Origin of the sequence: Streptomyces griseobrunneus, from assembly GCF_046713465.1 — a bacterium.
In the GTDB taxonomy this organism is placed as follows: domain Bacteria; phylum Actinomycetota; class Actinomycetes; order Streptomycetales; family Streptomycetaceae; genus Streptomyces; species Streptomyces microflavus.
The window spans coordinates 6,843,602-6,862,149 of sequence record NZ_CP177080.1 but is presented as its reverse complement, the minus strand read 5'-3'; the positions used below and the strand labels follow the sequence as shown (position 1 = coordinate 6,862,149).

Annotated in this window: 14 protein-coding genes and 1 pseudogene; 6 read left to right on the top strand and 9 right to left on the bottom strand. The window is 71.2% G+C overall.

The window, feature by feature from the left end:
* Positions 1-6: 6 nt before the first annotated feature.
* The 3 genes from alaS to ACK8N7_RS31310 are packed head-to-tail and all read right to left on the bottom strand — an operon-like array spanning position 7 to position 3,489.
* Entirely contained in the window at positions 7-2,676 is a 2,670-nt protein-coding gene (gene alaS, locus ACK8N7_RS31320; RefSeq protein ID WP_500444647.1) for an alanine--tRNA ligase, read from the bottom strand.
* Positions 2,676-3,023: a DUF6167 family protein gene (locus ACK8N7_RS31315; protein ID WP_403212213.1), complete on the bottom strand. Its 348-nt coding sequence runs from the start codon at positions 3,021-3,023 to the stop codon at positions 2,676-2,678. The genes alaS and ACK8N7_RS31315 overlap by 1 nt, the downstream gene beginning before the upstream one ends.
* 7 nt (positions 3,024-3,030) lie before the next feature.
* On the bottom strand, positions 3,031-3,489 hold the full coding sequence (locus ACK8N7_RS31310; RefSeq protein ID WP_403212211.1) for a DUF948 domain-containing protein: 459 nt from the start codon (positions 3,487-3,489) through the stop codon (positions 3,031-3,033).
* A 240-nt stretch (positions 3,490-3,729) separates the two neighbouring features.
* Here ACK8N7_RS31310 and ACK8N7_RS31305 point away from each other — a divergent pair, with 240 nt between their 5' ends.
* The gene (locus tag ACK8N7_RS31305; RefSeq protein WP_500444646.1) at positions 3,730-5,967 is read left to right on the top strand and encodes an ATP-binding protein; all 2,238 of its coding nucleotides are present in this window, start codon (positions 3,730-3,732) and stop codon (positions 5,965-5,967) included.
* Between the two features lie 17 nt (positions 5,968-5,984).
* Here ACK8N7_RS31305 and rpsD read toward each other — a convergent pair whose 3' ends face one another.
* Positions 5,985-6,599 (bottom strand): 30S ribosomal protein S4, encoded by a 615-nt coding sequence (rpsD, locus tag ACK8N7_RS31300; RefSeq protein WP_015607373.1) that lies wholly within the window; start codon positions 6,597-6,599, stop codon positions 5,985-5,987.
* 188 nt (positions 6,600-6,787) lie between these two features.
* Between rpsD and ACK8N7_RS31295 the strand changes: the two genes are divergently transcribed.
* Positions 6,788-7,489 (top strand): DUF2470 domain-containing protein, encoded by a 702-nt coding sequence (locus ACK8N7_RS31295; protein WP_500444645.1) that lies wholly within the window; start codon positions 6,788-6,790, stop codon positions 7,487-7,489.
* A 31-nt stretch (positions 7,490-7,520) separates the two neighbouring features.
* Here the strand turns inward: ACK8N7_RS31295 and ACK8N7_RS31290 are convergent, their stop codons facing one another.
* Complete coding sequence (locus ACK8N7_RS31290) at positions 7,521-8,888, bottom strand: replication-associated recombination protein A (RefSeq protein ID WP_403212204.1); 1,368 nt, start codon at positions 8,886-8,888, stop codon at positions 7,521-7,523.
* A gap of 64 nt (positions 8,889-8,952) precedes the next feature.
* Positions 8,953-9,591 carry a vitamin K epoxide reductase family protein gene (locus ACK8N7_RS31285; protein WP_403212202.1) on the bottom strand — a complete coding sequence of 213 codons (639 nt, stop codon included), beginning with the start codon at positions 9,589-9,591 and terminating at the stop codon, positions 8,953-8,955.
* Between the two features lie 73 nt (positions 9,592-9,664).
* On the opposite strand from ACK8N7_RS31285, the pseudogene ACK8N7_RS31280 reads away from it, so the two are divergent.
* Positions 9,665-10,698 (top strand): annotated as a pseudogene (locus ACK8N7_RS31280) (sensor histidine kinase).
* Positions 10,695-11,315: a response regulator gene (locus tag ACK8N7_RS31275; protein ID WP_500444644.1), complete on the top strand. Its 621-nt coding sequence runs from the start codon at positions 10,695-10,697 to the stop codon at positions 11,313-11,315. Before ACK8N7_RS31280 ends, ACK8N7_RS31275 begins: the two are co-directional and overlap by 4 nt.
* Before the next feature lie 76 nt (positions 11,316-11,391).
* Here ACK8N7_RS31275 and hisS read toward each other — a convergent pair whose 3' ends face one another.
* Entirely contained in the window at positions 11,392-12,654 is a 1,263-nt protein-coding gene (gene hisS, locus ACK8N7_RS31270) for a histidine--tRNA ligase (RefSeq protein ID WP_500444643.1), read from the bottom strand.
* Positions 12,655-12,674: 20 nt separating this feature from the next.
* On the bottom strand, positions 12,675-13,364 hold the full coding sequence (locus ACK8N7_RS31265) for an MBL fold metallo-hydrolase (protein WP_500444642.1): 690 nt from the start codon (positions 13,362-13,364) through the stop codon (positions 12,675-12,677).
* 148 nt (positions 13,365-13,512) lie between these two features.
* Here ACK8N7_RS31265 and ACK8N7_RS31260 point away from each other — a divergent pair, with 148 nt between their 5' ends.
* A complete protein-coding gene (locus ACK8N7_RS31260; RefSeq protein WP_403212194.1) occupies positions 13,513-14,307 on the top strand; it encodes a peptidylprolyl isomerase in 795 nt (264 codons plus the stop codon).
* Between the two features lie 201 nt (positions 14,308-14,508).
* Positions 14,509-15,738: a DUF349 domain-containing protein gene (locus ACK8N7_RS31255; RefSeq protein WP_403212192.1), complete on the top strand. Its 1,230-nt coding sequence runs from the start codon at positions 14,509-14,511 to the stop codon at positions 15,736-15,738.
* A 58-nt stretch (positions 15,739-15,796) separates the two neighbouring features.
* Here the strand turns inward: ACK8N7_RS31255 and ACK8N7_RS31250 are convergent, their stop codons facing one another.
* Positions 15,797-18,415 (bottom strand): RelA/SpoT family protein, encoded by a 2,619-nt coding sequence (locus ACK8N7_RS31250; protein ID WP_500444641.1) that lies wholly within the window; start codon positions 18,413-18,415, stop codon positions 15,797-15,799.
* Positions 18,416-18,548: the final 133 nt, after the last annotated feature.

Below are 18,548 nucleotides of genomic sequence, written 5' to 3'. Positions count from 1 at the left end.
CGCCCGTCACGCCGTCTCGGTGACGAGGCGTTCGACAGCGGCGACGGCGTCGCCGATGGCGGCCGGGTTCGTGCCGCCGCCCTGGGCGACGTCCGGCTTGCCGCCGCCACCGCCGCCGAGGGTCTTGGCGGCCGCACGCACCAGGTCACCGGCCTTGAGGCCGCGCTCACGGGCGGCCTCGTTGGTGGCGATGACCGTGAGCGGGCGTCCGTTGGCCGTGGTGAACAGGGCCACGACGGCCGGGCGGCCGCCCTGGATCCGGCCGCGCACGTCGAGGACCAGCTTGCGCAGGTCGTCGGCGGAGGTGCCGTCGGGAACCTGGCCGGTGACCAGGGCGGTGCCCCGGACGTCCTTGGCGGACTCGACGAGTCCGGCGGCGGCCTGCAGGACCTTCTCCGCGCGGAACTTCTCGATCTCCTTCTCGGCGTCCTTCAGCTTGCCGAGCATGCCCGCGATCTTCTCCGGGAGCTCCTCGGGACGGCCCTTGACCAGCTCCTGGAGCTGGGCGACGACCGTGTGCTCCCGGGCGAGGAAGTTGTACGCGTCCACGCCGACGAGGGCCTCGATACGGCGCACGCCGGAGCCGATGGAGGACTCGCCGAGCAGCTTGACCAGGCCGAGCTGGGCGGTGTTGTGGACGTGGGTGCCGCCGCACAGCTCCTTGGAGAAGTCGCCGATGGTGACGACCCGGACCCGCTCGCCGTACTTCTCGCCGAACTCGGCGATGGCGCCCTGCTTCTTGGCCTCGTCGATCGACATGACCTCGGCCTGGACGTCGAGTTCGCGCGAGAGGACCTCGTTGATCTTCTGCTCGACGTCGGTGAGGACCGTGCCGGGAACGGCGGCGGGCGAACCGAAGTCGAAGCGGAAGCGGCCCGGGGAGTTCTCCGAGCCGGCCTGGGCGGCCGTCGGGCCCAGCGCGTCACGCAGCGCCTGGTGGGTGAGGTGGGTGGCGCTGTGGGCGCGGGCGATGGCCCGGCGGCGGGTGTTGTCGATGGAGGCGAAGACGGGGGCCCCGACCGTCACCTCGCCGACCTGGACGACGCCCTTGTGGACGTGGACGCCGGGGACCGGCTTCTGGACGTCGCGGATCTCGATCACGGCACCGGTGTCGAGCCGGATGCGGCCGGTGTCGGCGAGCTGGCCGCCGCCCTCGGCGTAGAAGGGGGTGCGGTCGAGGACGACCTCGACCTCGTCGCCCTCGGTGGCGGCGGGCGAGGGCACGCCGTCGACCAGCAGGCCGACGATGGTGGACTCGCCTGCGGTGGAGGTGTAGCCGGTGAACTCGGTGGCGCCGGAGTTGTCGGCGACCTCACGGTAGGCGGACAGGTCGGCGTGACCGGTCTTCTTGGCGCGGGCGTCGGCCTTGGCCTTGTCGCGCTGCTCCTGCATGAGGCGGCGGAAGCCGTCCTCGTCCACGGAGAGCCCCTGCTCGGCGGCCATCTCCAGGGTCAGGTCGATCGGGAAGCCCCAGGTGTCGTGGAGCAGGAACGCCTTGTCACCGGCGAGGACCTGGCCGCCGGCGGCCTTGGTCTCGGTGACGGCGGTCTCCAGGATGTTGGTGCCGCCCTTGAGGGCCTTGAGGAAGGCGGCCTCCTCGGCGAGCGCGACCGTCTCGATGCGTTTGCGGTCGGTGATCAGCTCGGGGTACTGGAGCCCCATCGTGTCGATCACGACGTCGACCAGGTCCTTGACGACCGAGCCGGTGGCGCCCATCAGGCGCATGTTGCGGATGGCGCGGCGCATGATGCGGCGCAGCACATAGCCGCGGCCCTCGTTGCCGGGGGTGACGCCGTCGCCGATGAGCATCACCGACGTACGGATGTGGTCGGCGACGACGCGGAGCGAGACGTCCGTTCCCCGCTCGGCGCCGTAGCTGACGCCGGTCAGCTCGGTGGCCTTGTCCATGACGACGCGCAGGGTGTCGGTCTCGTACATGTTCTGTACGCCCTGCAGGATCATGGCGAGGCGTTCGAGGCCGAGACCGGTGTCGATGTTCTGCGACGGCAGGTCCCCGAGGATCGGGAAGTCCTCCTTGCCGTCACCGGCACCGCGCTCGTACTGCATGAAGACCAGGTTCCAGATCTCCACGTAGCGCTCGTCGTTGACGGCGGGGCCGCCCTCGACGCCGAACTCGGGGCCGCGGTCGTAGTTGATCTCCGAACACGGGCCGCAGGGTCCGGGGACGCCCATGGACCAGAAGTTGTCCTTCTTGCCGAGGCGCTGGATGCGCTCGGCGGGGACACCGATCTTGTCGCGCCAGATCTGCTCGGCCTCGTCGTCGTCGAGGTAGACGGTGATCCAGAGCTTCTCGGGGTCGAGCCCGAAGCCGCCGTCCTCGACGGAGTTGGTCAGGGCCTCCCAGGCGTACTGGATGGCGCCTTCCTTGAAGTAGTCCCCGAAGGAGAAGTTGCCGCACATCTGGAAGAAGGTGCCGTGCCGGGTGGTCTTGCCGACCTCTTCGATGTCCGGCGTACGCACGCACTTCTGCACGCTGGTGACGCGCGGGGCGGGCGGCTTGACCTCGCCGAGGAAGTACGGCTTGAAGGGGACCATGCCCGCGGGGACCAGCAGCAGAGTCGGGTCGTCCGCGATGAGCGACGCCGAAGGCACGACGGTGTGACCGCGCTCCTCGAAGAAGCTCAGCCAGCGGCGGCGGATTTCAGCCGACTCCATTAGTGGTCCTCATTCCGGTTGTTCGAGTTGTAGGGGAGCTTGCGGTACGTGTTCGGGTGCGCGGCGGGCTCGCCCGCCTCGACGGCGTAGTGCCGCTGGACGGGGAGGTCGGGGTCGACCGGCGCCTCCAGGCCCAGGGCGCCGCCCAGTTCGGCTTCGCGCCGGACCATGCCCTCACGGACGTCGAGTGCGAAGTCCTTGAGCTTGTGGCCGGTCTCGATCGCCTTCTCCGCGGCCTGCGCGGCGAGGCTCTCGGGCGTCAGCTGCTTGATCTTGCGGTTGACCTTGGTGGTGGCCCAGACACCGGCGGCTGCGCCGGCGGTGAACCAGAACGTGCGGCGGAACATCGCTGGATCAGTCCTTCTGTCCGCGGGCGTTTCGGCGTTCGCGCTTGCGTCCGCGCGCCGAAGGTACGGTCCGGCCGACGATCACCGTACGGCGGGAGGAGCGGCTGCGCGCCGGTTCCGGTTCGGGCTCGGGGGCGGTGCGGCGGCCGAGGGCCTGCCGTACGCCGTAGCCGAACGCGGCGACCTTGACGAGCGGCCCGCCGAAGGTGGAGGCGACGGTGGAGGAGAGCGCGGAGGCGTTGGAGGTGACCTCCTGGACGTCGCTCGCGATGGCGTCGACCTTGTCCAGCTGGGTCTGCGCGGACCGTACCGTCGCCGAGGCGTCGGCCAGCAGCGGAACGGCCTGTTCGGTCACGTCCGCCACCAGCTTGGTGGTCGCCCTGAGCGTCTGGGCGAGCCTCACCAGCACCACGGCGAGGAACGAGACCAGGATCGCCCAGAAGACGGCCACGAGGATCCCGGCCACCTCTCCACCGGACACTGTGCACCGCTCTCTGCTCGTCGGTCGGCCCCCTCGGGGGCTTGTCTCCGTCGGCGCGGCAGGCTCCTGCCCGCGCGCCCGATCGTCGTCCCACGAGCCTATCGCGCCGTACATCTCCTCCCCTACCGCATTCCCGGCGGGCCCTGCGGCATTCTCCGGGGGCCGGCCCGGAGTTCGACAACGAGATTGTACGGAGAGCTTCCGGAACAGTACTCTGCGTGTTTCATGCGACGTCTGCAGCACCCCTGCCCGAACCCGGACGATCCAGACCCCCGCCCTGCCACTCCAGGCCCTGCCACTCCCGCCGGTGACGTCCCGGCCGGCAACGTCCCGGCCGAGCTGAACCGGTTCATCGGCCGTGCGGACGAACTGGCCGCGCTGGGCGGGCTGCTGGAGGAGTCCCGGCTCGTCACCGTCGTCGGAGTGGCGGGCGTGGGCAAGACGCGGTGCGTCAGCAGGATCGCCGCACTGATGGAGAAACGGTACTGCGACGGGGTCTGGCTCGCCGAGCTGTCCCCCGTGCACGATCCCGGCCTGCTGGAACACGCCGTGGCCGAGGCGCTGGGGCTGACCGATCACACCGGCCGGCCGCCGCGCACCGCCCTTATCGAGCACCTCCGTGACCGCCGGGCGCTGCTGGTGCTGGACGGCTTCGAGCACCTCGTCGACGGCTGCGCCGACCTGGTAAGGGAGTTGCTGCGCCGGGCGCCGGGGCTCCAGGTGCTCGCGGCCGGGCGCCGCCCCCTCCTGGTGGACGGTGAAGTGACGTTCACCCTCGCCCCGATGTGCGACGAGGACGCGGTGGAGCTCTTCTGGGGGCGGGCCCGCTCGGTGCGGCCGGACCGGGAGCCGACGGCCGGGGACCGGGCGGCGGCCCGGGAGCTCTGCCACCGCCTCGACGGGATTCCGCTGGCGCTCGAACTGGCCGCCGGGCGGCTGCGCGCGCTCTCGGTCGACCAGGTGCTGCTGCGCCTGGACGACCGGTTCCGGCTGCTGACGGGCGGCAATCGCGGTGCTCCGCCCCGCCACCGGGCGCTGCGTACGGCGATCGGCTGGAGCCATGAGCTGTGCACACCCGCGCAACGGCTGCTGTGGGCGCGGCTCTCGGTCTTCGCCGGGCAGTTCGACCTGGAGGCCGCCGAGTACATCTGCGGCGGCGACGGCCTGGCGGCCGACTCGGTGCTCGACGTGCTGGAGGAGCTGCTGGCCCAGTCGGTGGTGGAGCGTGAGGACAGCGCGGTCGGGACCCGCTACCGGCTGCTGGAGTCGGTCCGCGAGTACGGCGCCGAGTGGCTGGCGGCGACCGGGGACACCCGACGGATACGGCGCCGTCACCGCGACTGGTTCCTGGGGCTCGCGACCTGGTGCGAACTGGACTGGTTCTCCGCGCGCCAGGCGGAGGTGGCGGCCCGGATCGACAGTGAACTGCCCAACCTCCGCCGGGCGATGGAGTGCTCCATGGAGAGCCCCGACGAGGTGCATCTGGCGCAGCACCTGGCGGGCTCCCTGTGGTTCTACTGGGCGGGGTGCGGGCGGCTGTCGGAGGGCCGGTACTGGCTGGAGCACGTACTGGAGGAGCCGACCCCGTACGACGCCTCGCGGCTCAAGGTGCTGTGGGTGCTGGGGTATGTGGCGGTGCTCCAGGGCGACGCGGCCGCGGCGGTCTCGGCGCTCCAGGAGTGCCGGGAGGAGGCCGAGCGGGCCGGGGACGCCACGGCGATGGCGTACGCGGTGCACCGCACGGGCTGCCTGGCGATCGTGACGGACGACCCGCCGCGCGCCGAGGAGCTGCTGCGCGACGCGCTCGGCCGCTACCGGGAGATCGGCGAGCTGAACAGCAATGTGGTGATGGCGCAGGTCGAGCTGGCGATGGCGGTGGCGTTCCTGGGTGATCTGGACGCGGCGGCGGGCATCTGCGAGGAGGTCCGGGAGGTCTGCGAGGACCACGGCGAGCGGTGGGCGCTGGCGTACGCCCTTTACGTCCTGGCGTACGCGGCGCTGCGGCGGGGGCGGCCGGAGCAGGCGCGGCAGCTGCTCGGGGAGTGCCTGTCGATCGGCCGGACCTTCGACGACCTGCTGTCCACCGCGCTCTCGCTGGAGCTGCTGGCGCTGGTGACGGCGGTGGAGGGGGACGCCGGGGAGGCCGCGGTGCTCCAGGGGGCGGCGGAGCGGATCTGGCCCTCGGTGGGGCTGCCGCTGTTCGGCTCGGTGTATTTCGGGCGGCCGCGGGTGGAGTGCGAGGAGCAGGTGCGGCGGGAGCTGGGGGCCGCGGCGTACGAGGCGGGGCTGCGGGCCGGGAAGCGGCTGGACCGGGCGGGCGCGGTCGAGCGGGCGCTGAGCGGCGGCGGCGAGGCTCGGGTGCACCGCGACACGCCCGGGACGGACGGTGGTCCTGCTGCCGGGGGAACGCGAAGGCCCGCCGCCTCCCGGATGACAGGGAGGGGCGGGCCGGAGCGCTGGTGAGAGCGGCTACGCCTGGATCAGCGGGCGTAGTACTCGACGACGAGCTGCTCGTCGCAGATCACCGGGATCTCCTTGCGGTTCGGGTCCCGGTCCAGGCGGAAGGCCAGGGCCTTCAGGTTCACCTGGAGGTAGCGGGGGGTCTCACCGTCGGTGTCGTAGCCACCCTCGCGGGCCACCTGGAAGGGGACCTTGGTGCGGCTGCGCTCGCGGACCTGGACGACGTCGTCGGGGCGCACGCGGAAGGACGGCTTGTCGACCTTGCCACCGTTGACCTCGATGTGGCCGTGGACGACCATCTGACGGGCCTGGTAGATGGTGCGGGCGATGCCCGAACGCAGGACCAGGGCGTCGAGGCGGCGCTCGAGCTCGACGACCAGCGCCTCGCCCGTCTTGCCTTCGGCCTTCTTGGCGCGGTCGTAGGCGCGCGCCATCTGGCGCTCGCTGATGTCGTACTGCGCACGCAGGCGCTGCTTCTCCAGCAGACGGACCTTGTAGTCCGAGTTCTGCTTGCGGCCTCGGCCGTGCTCGCCCGGCGGGTACGGACGAGCTTCGAAGTACTTGACAGCCTTGGGCGTCAGAGCGATGCCGAGGGCACGCGACTTCTTGACCTTGGGACGCGACTGGTTAGGCACGTTCTCCAGACCTCCGTTGTAGGTTAGGTTAGGCTTACCTTACTCAAGGAGATCGCATGTCTCGCCCTGGGAACACCACTCACGTCACGGACAGCACAGACAGCGGCAGCACATCAGAAGGTGCTGCTACGACGGAAGGCCGATCTGATCGTGGTCAGCCGCGTCCCAGCGGGCTTGAAAACACTCGGATGCCGTCAGCAGCCGAGCGCACACGAACTCTCGTACAGAGTACCTGCTCCGCGCTGCTCGTCGTACCGGGGCTCGATCTGGCCCGTGCCGAACCCCTGGTCCCGGACAGCAGGAGCGTGGGACCCGAGGGCGACCTGTTCCTCGAATTCCCCGCGGACTCCCCGGCCGTACGGGCCGCGACACACGCGCAGGGCGACGAGCTGACGGCCGTGCTGGAGATCACGGATGTCGCCCCGGTCTCCGTACCGCACCGCATCCGCGGCCGGGCCTGGATCTCCGGCTGGCTCACCTCCGTACCCGGTATCGCGGAACCCGGCCGCATGATGCTGCGGCTGGAGTTCGGAGAGGCGTACGTGGACGACCTCTGGGGCGCCGAGGACATCGAGGCGGAGCACTTCCGGGACGCCGCCCCCGATCCGCTGGCCGGCCACGAGGCGGAGCTGCTCCAGCACCTGCACTCCGCCCACGACGACCAGATGCGCACCCTGTGCGGGCTGCTGGGCGAGCGCACGGCGCGGGCCTGCTCCTCCCACCAGCCCACCGCCGTGCCCGTGGCGCTGGACCGCTTCGGGCTGCGGGTCCGCTTCGTGGAGGCCAAAGGGTCGTGCTTCGACGCCCGCTTCGAGTTCCCCGAGCCCGTGCGGGACGTCACCGAGCTGCGCCGGGCGATGCACACCCTCTTCGAGGCGGCCGCGTCCTGATCCCGGGGGCCGGCCCCCGTCGCCCGGCTGTTCAGGACGGGTCCGCGCCGCCGCCCGTACGCCCCAGGCGTTCGCGGACCCGCTCGACCACGTCCGCGTACCTCGCCTCGGCGCCGTGCCGGGTGGGGGTGTAGTACTGCCGGTCGCGGACCGCGTCCGGCGCGTACTGCTGGGCGGCGATACCGCCCTGGACGTCGTGCGGATAGACGTAGCCCTGGGCGTGGCCCAGCTTGGCTGCGCCCTTGTAGTGGCCGTCACGCAGATGGGCCGGGACGGGCCCGGCGAGCCCCTTGCGCACGTCCTCCTGCGCGGCGGAGATCGCGAGCGTCGCCGCGTTGGACTTGGGCGCGAGCGCGAGGGCGATCGTGGCGTGGCTGAGGGTGAGCGCCGCCTCCGGGAAGCCGATCATCGCGACGGCCTGGGCGGCCGCCACCGCCGTCGGCAGCGCGGTGGGGTCGGCGAGGCCGACGTCCTCGCTGGCGGAGATCATCAGCCGCCGGGCGATGAACCGCGGGTCCTCCCCCGCCTCGATCATCCGGGCCAGATAGTGCAGGGCGGCGTCCACGTCGGAGCCGCGGATCGACTTGATGAGCGCGCTGGCCACGTCGTAGTGCTGGTCGCCGTCCCGGTCGTACTTCACGGCGGCCCGGTCGACGGTGGCCTCGACCGTCTCCAGGGTGATCTCCGCCTCGTGCGTGGCGAGCGCCGCGCCGGCCGCCGCCTCCAGGGCCGTGAGCGCCCGGCGCGCGTCACCGCCCGCGATGCGCAGCAGATGCGCCTCCGCGTCCTCGGGCAGGGTGAGGGCTCCGCCGAACCCGCGCTCGTCCGTCAGCGCCCGGCGCAGCAGATCACGCAGGTCGTCGTCGGTCAGCGATTCCAGGGTGAGCAGCAGAGATCGCGACAGCAGCGGGGAGATGATCGAGAAGTACGGATTCTCCGTGGTGGCGGCGATCAGGGTCACCCAGCGGTTCTCCACGGCGGGGAGCAGGGAGTCCTGCTGGGCCTTGGAGAAGCGGTGGATCTCGTCCAGGAAGAGGACGGTCTCCTTGCCGTACCCACCGGTGGCGCGGCGCGCGCTCTCGATGACGGCCCTGACCTCCTTGACCCCGGCGGTGATCGCGGAGAGCTCGACGAAGCGCTTGTTGGTGGCCTTGCTGACCACGTACGCCAGGGTCGTCTTCCCCGTGCCGGGCGGGCCCCACAGGATCACCGACGACGCACCGGCCGGACCGCCGCTCCCCTCGACGAGGCGGCGCAGCGGCGATCCCGGCTTCAGCAGATGCTGCTGGCCGACGACCTCGTCGAGGATGCGCGGACGCATCCGGACAGCGAGGGGGCTGCTGGACGGGTCCTTCTCCTGGCGGTCTTCTGCGGCTGCGGTAAAGAGGTCGGGCTCCACGTCATGAAGCCTATGCGACCCCACTGACAGTGCCCCGGCCACCGCCCAGGAGAGCGGGCGGTGCTCAGCTGGTCCAGAAGTCCCACCAGCGCGTCAGGATCAGCATCCCGATGACGCCGATCCACAGCACCGGAAGCACCCAGGGGAACTCGGCCAGGCCGTTCCGCAGCCACGCGGGCGCGGGAAGGATGCGGTGCTTGACGTTGTGCGTGGTCACGTAGCAGAACATGACGATGGTGGCCACCCAGGCCAGGCAGCACCACAGGCAGAGCGAGTTGATGTTGTAGAGCGACTGGTACTGGAGCCAGGTGCAGAAACCGACGCCGAACAGGGTGCCCGCGTTGAGGCCGAGCCAGAACCAGCTGCGGTACCGGGCGCCGGCGAGCAGGCCGATCCCGATGGCGATGACCATGCCGTACGTGACCAGGCCGAGCATCGGGTTGGGGAACCCGAACGCCGAGGCCTGCTCGCTCTTCATGATGTTGCCGCACGCCACGACCGGGTTGAGGCTGCAGCCGGGCGTGAAGGAGGGGTCCTCCAGCAGCTTGAACTTGTCGATCGTGATGACCCAGGAGGCCAGCAGTCCGGCCGCGCCGGTGATCACCAGGAGCAGGGCGAGACCCCGTCCGGCCCCGAAGGTGCGCTTGCCGCCGTCCTCGTCCTGGTCGGATGAGGGGTGGTGGTCTACCGCTGCAGTCGTCATATCGCCGTTCCATCACTGAGTGGTCAGCCGGGCACGGTCATTGTGCCGCACCCCCGGACGGGTCAGCCGTTCGATGGACATAAAGGTGTACGCCTGGGGGGTGGGGAATCCCGTCCACCGCGGGATGCTCGGGTCCATGACGGAACACGTGGTGGATGTGCGTGAGGATGAATCCGCACCCGCCGGGTTGACGGTGGGCGCATCGGTCACCCGTGAGGCCCGCCGGTCCGATGCGTGGGCCCGGCCGTTGCGCGCCTGGGACGGGTACTTCGCCGTGGTCTGGGCGGTCACGGTCGTCCTCGTGCTCGGCGCGGCCGAGCCGTCCTGGCGGCTGCGGGCGGTGGCGGCCGCGCTCGTCGGGCTGACGCTGCCCTGGTACCTGTGGGCGGGGCGTCCGGCGCTGCTCGACGACACGGCGGCCGGAGCGCCGGGCCGGCGTTATGTCCTCGGTGCCGTCCTGCTCTTCCTGCCCGCGGCGGTGCTGGTCGGTGAGACGCAGCTGGTGACCTTCGCGCTCGCCCCGCAGTGCTTCACGCTGCTGCGGCTGCCCAGGCCGTCGAATCGGAGCTGGACCACGATCCGCCGCGGGCCCGCCGCCATGTGGCGCTGATGGCGCGGACCGCCCGGGAGAACCTCGCCGAGGCCCGGTCGCTGGTCGCCGACGGCTCCCCCGCCGATCTGGCCGGCGCCTCGCTCGCCGACGCCCTGCGCCGGCTGACCGGGCGCCACACCGCGCAGACCGGGGCCTCGGCCCAGCTGCGGGTGGCCGGCACCGCCCGGCCGCTGCCCACCGCGCACGAGGTGGTGGCCCTGCGCGCTTGCCAGGAGGCCCTCGTCAACACCCGTAAGCACGCGGGGAACGCCGTGGCGGTGGCGGTCCTGCTGGAGTACGCCCCCGACGCCCTGACCCTGTCCGTACGGGACGAGGGCCACGGCTTCGATACCGGGTCACCGCACGAGGGCTACGGCCTCGCCGGGCTGCGGGCCACGGCCGAGGAAGCGGGCGGAGTGGCGTCCGTCCGCAGCGCTCCCGGCTCGGGCACGTCGGTGACCGTACGCCTCCCCCTGAATCCGCTGTCCGGCGAACCTCCGAGGAGCCCCCGATGATCCGTGTCCTGCCGGCCGACGACCACCCCGTCGTACGGGAGGGGCTGCGCGGGATGCTCGACGCCGACCCCGGTCTCGAGGTCGTCGGCGAGGCGTCGAGCGGTCCGCAGGCCGAGGCGCTCTGTGCCGAGCTGCTGCCGGACATCGTGCTGATGGACCTGCGGATGCCGGGCGGCGGGGGCGTGGGTTCCATCCGGCGGATCCGGGCGGCGGGGCTGCCGTGCCGGGTGGTCGTGCTGACCACGTACGAGAGCGACAGCGACATCCTGCGGGCCGTGGAGGCGGGGGCGTCCGGCTATCTGCTCAAGGACCTGGGGCGGGCGGAGCTGGCGGCCGCGGTGCGGGCGGCGGCCCGTGGGGAGACGGTGCTCGCCCCTTCGGTGGCGGCCCGGCTGGTGGACCGGCTGCGGTCGGTGCCGGAGCTGCCCCGGCTCTCGGAGCGGGAGACGCAGGTCCTGCGGCTGGTGGCGGAGGGGTGCGCCAACGCGGAGATCGGGCGGCGGCTGTTCATCGGGGAGTCGACGGTGAAGACGCATCTGCTGCGGGCGTTCGGGAAGCTGGGCGTGAACGACCGGACGGCGGCGGTGACGGGGGCGATGCGTCAGGGGCTGATCTGAGGCGCGCCTCCCACGCGAAAGGGCGCGGGCGGGAGGGCCTGAAGACCTTCCCGCCCGCGCACCGTTCCGCTGTGTGTCAGCCGAGCCGAGCCGTCAGCTCCGCCACGACCTCGGCCAGCGGCACCGCGCTCTGCTCGCCGGACTCCATGTCCTTGAGCTGGACGACGCCCTCGGCCAGATCGCGTTCGCCCGCGACCAGGGTGTAGCGGGCGCCCGAGCGGTTGGCGCTCTTCATCGCGCCCTTGAGGCCGCGGCCGCCGAACGCGAAGTCGGCGGCGACGCCTGCGCGGCGCAGCTCGGTGACGACGGCGAAGAGGGCCCGGCGGGCCTCCTCGCCGAGCGGGACCGCGTACACGCTGGTGGTGGCGGGGATGTCGAGCTCGACGCCCTCGGCCTCCAGTGCGAGGACCGTGCGGTCCACGCCGAGGGCCCAGCCGACCGATGGCAGCGCGGGGCCGCCGATCATCTCGGACAGGCCGTCGTAGCGGCCGCCGCCGCCCACCGCGGACTGGGAGCCCAGGCCGTCGTGGACGAACTCGAAGGTGGTGCGGGTGTAGTAGTCGAGGCCGCGGACGAGCTTCTCGTCGTCCTCGTACACCACTCCGGCCGCCGTCAGCAGCGCGCGGACCTCCTCGTGGTACGCCTTGCAGGCGTCGCAGAGGTAGTCGCGGAGCTTGGGGGCGTCGGTGAGCTGCTTCTGTACGTCGGGCCGCTTGTCGTCCAGGACGCGCAGCGGGTTGATCTCGATGCGGCGGCGGGTCTCCTCGTCCAGGTCGAGGTCGCGCAGGTAGGTCTGGAGCGCCTCGCGGTAGACGGGACGGCACTCCTTGTCGCCCAGCGAGTTCAGCAGGATGCGGAACTGGCGCAGGCCGAGCGAGCGGTACGCCTGGTCGGCCAGGATGATCAGCTCGGCGTCCAGGACCGGGTCCTCGGTGCCGATGGCCTCGGCGCCGACCTGCGAGAAGTGGCGGTAGCGGCCCTTCTGCGGGCGCTCGTAGCGGTAGTACGAGCCGGAGTACCAGAGCTTGACGGGGAGGTTGCCCGCCTTGTGGAGGTTGGCCTCCAGTGCGGCGCGCAGCACGGACGCGGTGCCCTCGGGGCGCAGCGCCAGCTCCGCGCCGCCCTTGGTGGTGAGGGTGTACATCTCCTTGGTGACGATGTCGGTGGACTCACCGACACCGCGCGCGAAGAGCTCGACGTCCTCGAAGCCGGGCGTCTCGATGTAGCCGTAGCCGGAGTCGCGCAGGGGCGCGGAGATGGCCTCGCGCACCGCCAGGAACTTCGCGGAGTCCGGCGGGGTCAGGTCGTACGTGCCCTTGGGGGCCTGGAAGGTGCTCACGTAAGTAGGTCTCTCGTCTTCTACAGTCCTCGGCGCGGCGACGCGTCCAGACCGTTCAGGAACGGGTTGGAGGCGCGCTCGCGGCCGATGGTCGTCTGGGGGCCGTGGCCGGACAGCACCACGGTCGAGTCGTCGAGCGGCAGGCACACGCGGGCCAGCGACTCGAGGAGCTCGGCGTGGTCGCCGCCGGGCAGGTCGGTGCGTCCGACGGAGCCGGCGAAGAGCAGGTCGCCCGAGAAGAGGACCGGCGGAACGTCCGCGGCCTCGGGCATCCCGAACGTCACCGACCCCTTGGTATGGCCGGGCGCGTGCGAGACGCCGAACTCCAGACCGGCCAGGGTCAGCTTCGCGCCGTCGGTCAGCTCCTTGACGTCGTCCGGCTCCCCCACGGTCAGTTCGCCCATGAGCGGCATCCCGATGGAGCGGCCGAGGGCCTTCTCCGGGTCGCTCATCATGTAGCGGTCCTCGGGGTGGATCCAGGCGGGGACGTCATGGGCGCCGCACACGGGGACGACCGAGGCGACATGGTCGATGTGGCCGTGGGTGAGCACGACGGCGACGGGCTTGAGCCGATGCTTCTTCAGCGCTTCCTCTACGCCCTGGGCGGCCTGGTGGCCCGGGTCGATGATCACGCACTCCTCACCGGCGGCGGGGGCGACCAGGTAGCAATTGGTCCCCCAGGCCCCGGCGGGGAACCCGGCAATGAGCACGATCGTCCTTAATGTTCGTCCGGAGGATGCGGCCGCAGCGAAGGATGCAGCAGATCAGAGCCTACCGGCGCTCCTCATGACACAGGTAACCCATATACGGTACGGGCAGCCCAGCCCTGATCTCACGACGTAACAAGGAGCCCAACCGGTGTCCAGCAGCGAACAGCGGCGGCGGCAGCTCGCCCGGGAAAAGTTCGAGCGCCAGCAGAAGCGCCGCGAGGAAGCCCGTCGCAGGACGAGGCGCATCACGGCGATCGTCGCAGCGTCGGTGGCCGTGGTCGCCGTCGTGGGCGTGAGCGCGTTCGTCGTGGCGGGCAAGGACGACGGCAAGGACGGCAAGAAGAACGACGCGGCCGCGAGCCAGAGCCCGGAGCCGACGCCCTCGGAGAGCGAGAGCAAGGCTCCCGCGCCGCCGATGACGATCGACAAGAAGGCGTCGTACACGATGTCGCTCGGTACGAGCCAGGGCGACATAGCGTTCACCATGGACGCGGCGAAGACCCCGCAGACGGCGAACTCCTTCAAGGCGCTCGCCGACAAGGGCTACTTCGACGGGACGAAGTGCCACCGGCTCACCACGCAGGGCATCTTCGTCCTGCAGTGCGGTGACCCGAAGGGCGACGGCACGGGCGGCCCCGGCTACAACATCCCGGACGAGAACCTCACGGCGCTCGGCAAGGCGGGTGCCGACGGCGCGGTGACGTTCCCCGCGGGCACGGTGGCGATGGCCAACACCGGCCAGCCGGGCACCGGCGGCAGCCAGTTCTTCCTGGTCTACAAGGACACCAAGCTGCCCCCCACCTACACCCCGTTCGGCAAGCTCGACAAGGCCTCCCTGAAGGCCGTGGAGAAGGTCGGCGCCGCTGGTGTCGAGGGCGGCGCGGGCGACGGTGCGCCGAAGAAGCCCGTGGAGATCAAGAAGGCGACCGTGAAGAAGGTCTGATCCGGCCGCACGGCCCGGGGCGGCTCTCGCGCCCCGGGCCGTCCTGCGCGAGCGGATAATTTCAGCCGCGCTGAGTGCGGACAGCCGGGTGGCCGGTCGCCTAGATTGGCGTTGTGCAGGGCGGGCGAGGCCCGCCCGAGGAAACTGTGGACGATGCCCGGGGGGCGAACCCCCTCGCAGGCATCAGGTGGAGGAGGCGCTGTGAGCAGCGACCCGTGGGGCCGCGTCGACGAGACGGGCACCGTGTACGTGCGTACAGCCGACGGTGAGCAGGTCGTCGGATCGTGGCAGGCCGGTTCCCCCGAGGAGGCTCTGGCCTATTTCGAGCGCAAGTACGACGGCATCGTGGTCGAGATCGGCCTCCTCGAACGGCGGGTGAAGACCACCGATCTGTCGGCGAAGGACGCGACGACCGCGATCGACCACCTGCGGCAGCAGGTCGACGAGCACCACGCGGTGGGCGACCTGGACGCACTGCGCAAGCGGCTGGACGCGCTCGTGGCGACCGTCGAGGCACGGCGCGAGGAGCGCAAGGTCCTCAAGGCCAAGCAGACCGACGAGGCCAAGCATGCCAAGGAGGCTCTGGTCACCGAGGCCGAGGAGCTGGCGCAGAGCGAGCAGTGGCGGTCGGCCGGTGAGCGGCTGCGGGCGCTGGTGGACACCTGGAAAGGCCTCCCCCGTCTGGACCGCAAGTCGGACGACGAGCTGTGGCACCGCTTCTCGCACGCCCGCTCGGCGTTCTCCAAGCGGCGCAAGGCCCACTTCGCCGCGCTGGACGCCCAGCGTGAGGACGCCCGTAAGGGCAAGGAGAAGCTGGTCACCGAGGCCGAGGCGCTGTCCGGCTCCACGGACTGGGTGACCACGGCCGCGCGCTACCGCGACCTGATGACCGAGTGGAAGGCCGCGGGCCGCGCCCAGCGCGAAGCCGAGGACGATCTGTGGAACCGCTTCCGCGGTGCTCAGGACGTCTTCTTCGCCGCCCGCAGCGAGGTCTTCGCGGAGCGCGACGCCGAGCAGGGCGAGAACCTCAAGCTCAAGGAGGAGCTCGCCACCGAGGCCGAGAAGCTGGTGCCGGTGAAGGACCTCAAGGCGGCCCGTGCCGTCTTCCGGGGCATCAACGAGCGCTGGGAGGCCATCGGCCACGTACCGCGTGACGCCCGCCCGAAGGTCGAGGGCCGGATGCAGGCGGTGGAGCGGGCGCTCCAGGAGTCCGAGGAGTCGGAGTGGCGCCGGACGAACCCGGAGGCGCGGGCCCGCGCCGAGGGTCTGACCGGTCAGCTCCAGGCTGCCGTGGACAAGCTGCGCGGCCAGATCGACACCGCGCGCGCTTCGGGCAACAACGCCCGCGCGGACAAGCTGGCCAAGGAGCTTGAGGGCCGCCAGGCTCTGCTGGACCAGGCTCTGAAGGGCCTGGAGGAGTTCGGCGGCTGAGACGGCTGCCAGAAGGCCCCGGTACGCATCGCGTACCGGGGCCTTTCCGTTGCCGCTGTTACGGCCTGCGGGCCGAGGTGACCCGGTAGACGTCGTAGACGCCCTCCACACCGCGTACGGCCTTCAGGACGTGCCCCAGGTGCTTGGGGTCGCCCATCTCGAAGGTGAAGCGTGAGGTGGCGACCCGGTCGCGGGAGGTCTGGACGGCCGCCGACAGGATGTTGACATGCTGGTCGGAGAGGATCCGGGTGACGTCGGAGAGGAGCCGGGAGCGGTCCAGTGCCTCGACCTGGATGGCGACCAGGAAGACCGAGGACTGGGTGGGGGCCCATTCGACTTCGAGGATCCGCTCGGGCTGCTGCGAGAGGGACTCCACGTTGACGCAGTCGGCGCGGTGCACCGAGACGCCGCTGCCCCGGGTGACGAAGCCGATGATCGGGTCGCCGGGGACGGGCGTACAACAGCGGGCGAGCTTGACCCAGACGTCCTCGACGCCCTTGACGACGACGCCGGGGTCGGCGTTGGCGCGGCGCTTGTTGCGGCCGTGGGAGGGCGGGGTGGACTCGGCGAGGTCCTCGTTGGCCTCGTCGTGGCCGCCGAGGGCCTGCACCAGCTTCTGTACGACGCCGGCCGCCGCGACATGGCCCTCGCCGATCGCCGCGTACAGCGAGGAGATGTCGGGGTAGCGCATCTCGTGGGCGAGGGTGACCAGGGAGTCGCCGGTCAGGATCCGCTGGATCGGCAGGTTCTGCTTGCGCATGGCCCGGGCGATGGAGTCCTTGCCCTGCTCGATGGCCTCGTCGCGGCGCTCCTTGGAGAACCATGCGCGGATCTTGTTGCGGGCGCGCGGCGACTTGACGAAGCCGAGCCAGTCCCGGGAGGGTGCGGCGCCGGCCGCCTTGGAGGTGAAGACCTCCACCAGGTCGCCGTTGTCGAGGGTCGATTCGAGCGGGACGAGCCGCCCGTTGACGCGTGCTCCTATGGTCCGGTGGCCGACCTCGGTGTGGACGGCGTACGCGAAGTCGACGGGCGTCGCCCCGGCGGGCAGCGCTATCACGTCGCCCTTCGGCGTGAAGACGAAGACCTCGTTGCGCGAGAGGTCGAAGCGCAGGGACTCCAGGAACTCGCTGGGGTCCTCGGTCTCCTTCTGCCAGTCCAGGAGCTGGCGCAGCCACGCCATGTCGTTGACGGTGTCCTGGCCGCGGCCGGTGTTCTTGGGGATGTCGGTGCGCACCTTGGAGGCGCCGGCGACGGCCTCCTGCTTGTACTTCCAGTGCGCGGCGATGCCGTACTCGGCGCGGCGGTGCATGTCGAACGTACGGATCTGGAGCTCGACGGGCTTGCCGCTGGGGCCGATCACCGTGGTGTGCAGCGACTGGTACATGTTGAACTTGGGCATCGCGATGTAGTCCTTGAACCGCCCGGGCACCGGGTTCCACCGGGCGTGGACGGTGCCGAGCGCCGCGTAGCAGTCGCGGACGGTGTCGACGAGGACCCGAATGCCCACCAGGTCGTAGATCTCGGCGAAGTCGCGGCCTCGCACGATCATCTTCTGGTAGACGCTGTAGTAGTGCTTGGGGCGGCCGGTGACGGTGGCCTTGATGCGGGCGGCGCGCAGGTCGGACTGGACCTCGTCGGTCACTATGGCGAGGTATTCGTCGCGCTTGGGGGCCCGCTCGGCGACGAGGCGGACGATCTCGTCGTACATCTTGGGGTAGAGGATCGCGAAGGCGAGGTCCTCCAGCTCCCATTTGATGGTGTTCATGCCCAGCCGGTGCGCCAGCGGGGCGTAGATCTCCAGCGTCTCGCGGGCCTTCTTCTCCTGCTTCTCCCGCTTGAGGTAGCGCATGGTGCGCATGTTGTGCAGCCGGTCGGCGAGCTTGATGACCAGGACCCTGGGGTCCTTGGCCATGGCGACGACCATCTTGCGTACGGTCTCGGCCTGCGCGGCCTCGCCGAACTTGACCTTGTCCAGCTTGGTGACACCGTCGACGAGGAGGGCAACCTGGTCGCCGAACTCGCGCTTGAGGGTGTCCAGGCCGTACTCGGTGTCCTCGACGGTGTCGTGCAGCAGCCCGGCCATCAGGGTGGCCGGATCCATACCCAGCTCGGCAAGGATCGTGGTGACGGCGAGCGGGTGCGTGATGTACGGGTCGCCGCTCTTGCGCTTCTGGCCGCGGTGCCAGCGCTCGGCCACCTGGTAGGCGCGCTCGATCTGGCGGAGGGTGGCCGTCTCGATCTTGGGGTCGTTGCCCCGGACCGTACGCAGCAGGGGTTCGAGGACCGGGTTGTACGGACTGGAGCGCTGTACGCCCAGTCGGGCGAGGCGGGCCCGCACCCGGTTGGAGGAGCCACCGGAGCGAGGGGCGGAGCCGGCCGGGACGGCGGGCTTCACGGGGGCCGGGGGCGTGGGGGCGGGGGGCTTCGGCGCAGGCGTGGCGGCCGGTTCCGCGGAGGGCTTGGACGCCTCCGGGGCCTTGGCGGGCCGGCTCGCGGGCGTGGCCGGTTTCGACTGCCCGGCGGGGGGCGCGGCGGCCTGAGGGCGCTCGGAACCTGCTTCGGGCTCCGAGGGCGCTGGCTTCGGCGCGTTCGAGGGCGCGGCCTTCCCGGGCGTGGCGGGGGCCGCCACGGGCTTGTCGGGCTGCGGGGCGGCGGCTGACTGGGCCTCGTCTGGCAAGAGCGCTCCTCGTGCGGATCCGGGGTACCCGGAGAGCCCATGGTAACGATCCCCCGGCAGGTCCTCGCCCGGGGACGGTGGGAGCTTGGAGAACGAAGGGCGGGCACCCGGATGTTCCCGGGTGCCCGCCCTT

Coding starts and splice junctions, on each gene's coding strand:
- alaS (WP_500444647.1), bottom strand. CDS start 2,676: ATGGAGTCGGCTGAAATCCGCCGCCGCTGGCTGAGCTTCTTCGAGGAG.
- ACK8N7_RS31315 (WP_403212213.1), bottom strand. CDS start 3,023: ATGTTCCGCCGCACGTTCTGGTTCACCGCCGGCGCAGCCGCCGGTGTC.
- ACK8N7_RS31305 (WP_500444646.1), top strand. CDS start 3,730: ATGCGACGTCTGCAGCACCCCTGCCCGAACCCGGACGATCCAGACCCC.
- ACK8N7_RS31295 (WP_500444645.1), top strand. CDS start 6,788: ATGCCGTCAGCAGCCGAGCGCACACGAACTCTCGTACAGAGTACCTGC.
- ACK8N7_RS31285 (WP_403212202.1), bottom strand. CDS start 9,591: ATGACGACTGCAGCGGTAGACCACCACCCCTCATCCGACCAGGACGAG.
- ACK8N7_RS31275 (WP_500444644.1), top strand. CDS start 10,695: ATGATCCGTGTCCTGCCGGCCGACGACCACCCCGTCGTACGGGAGGGG.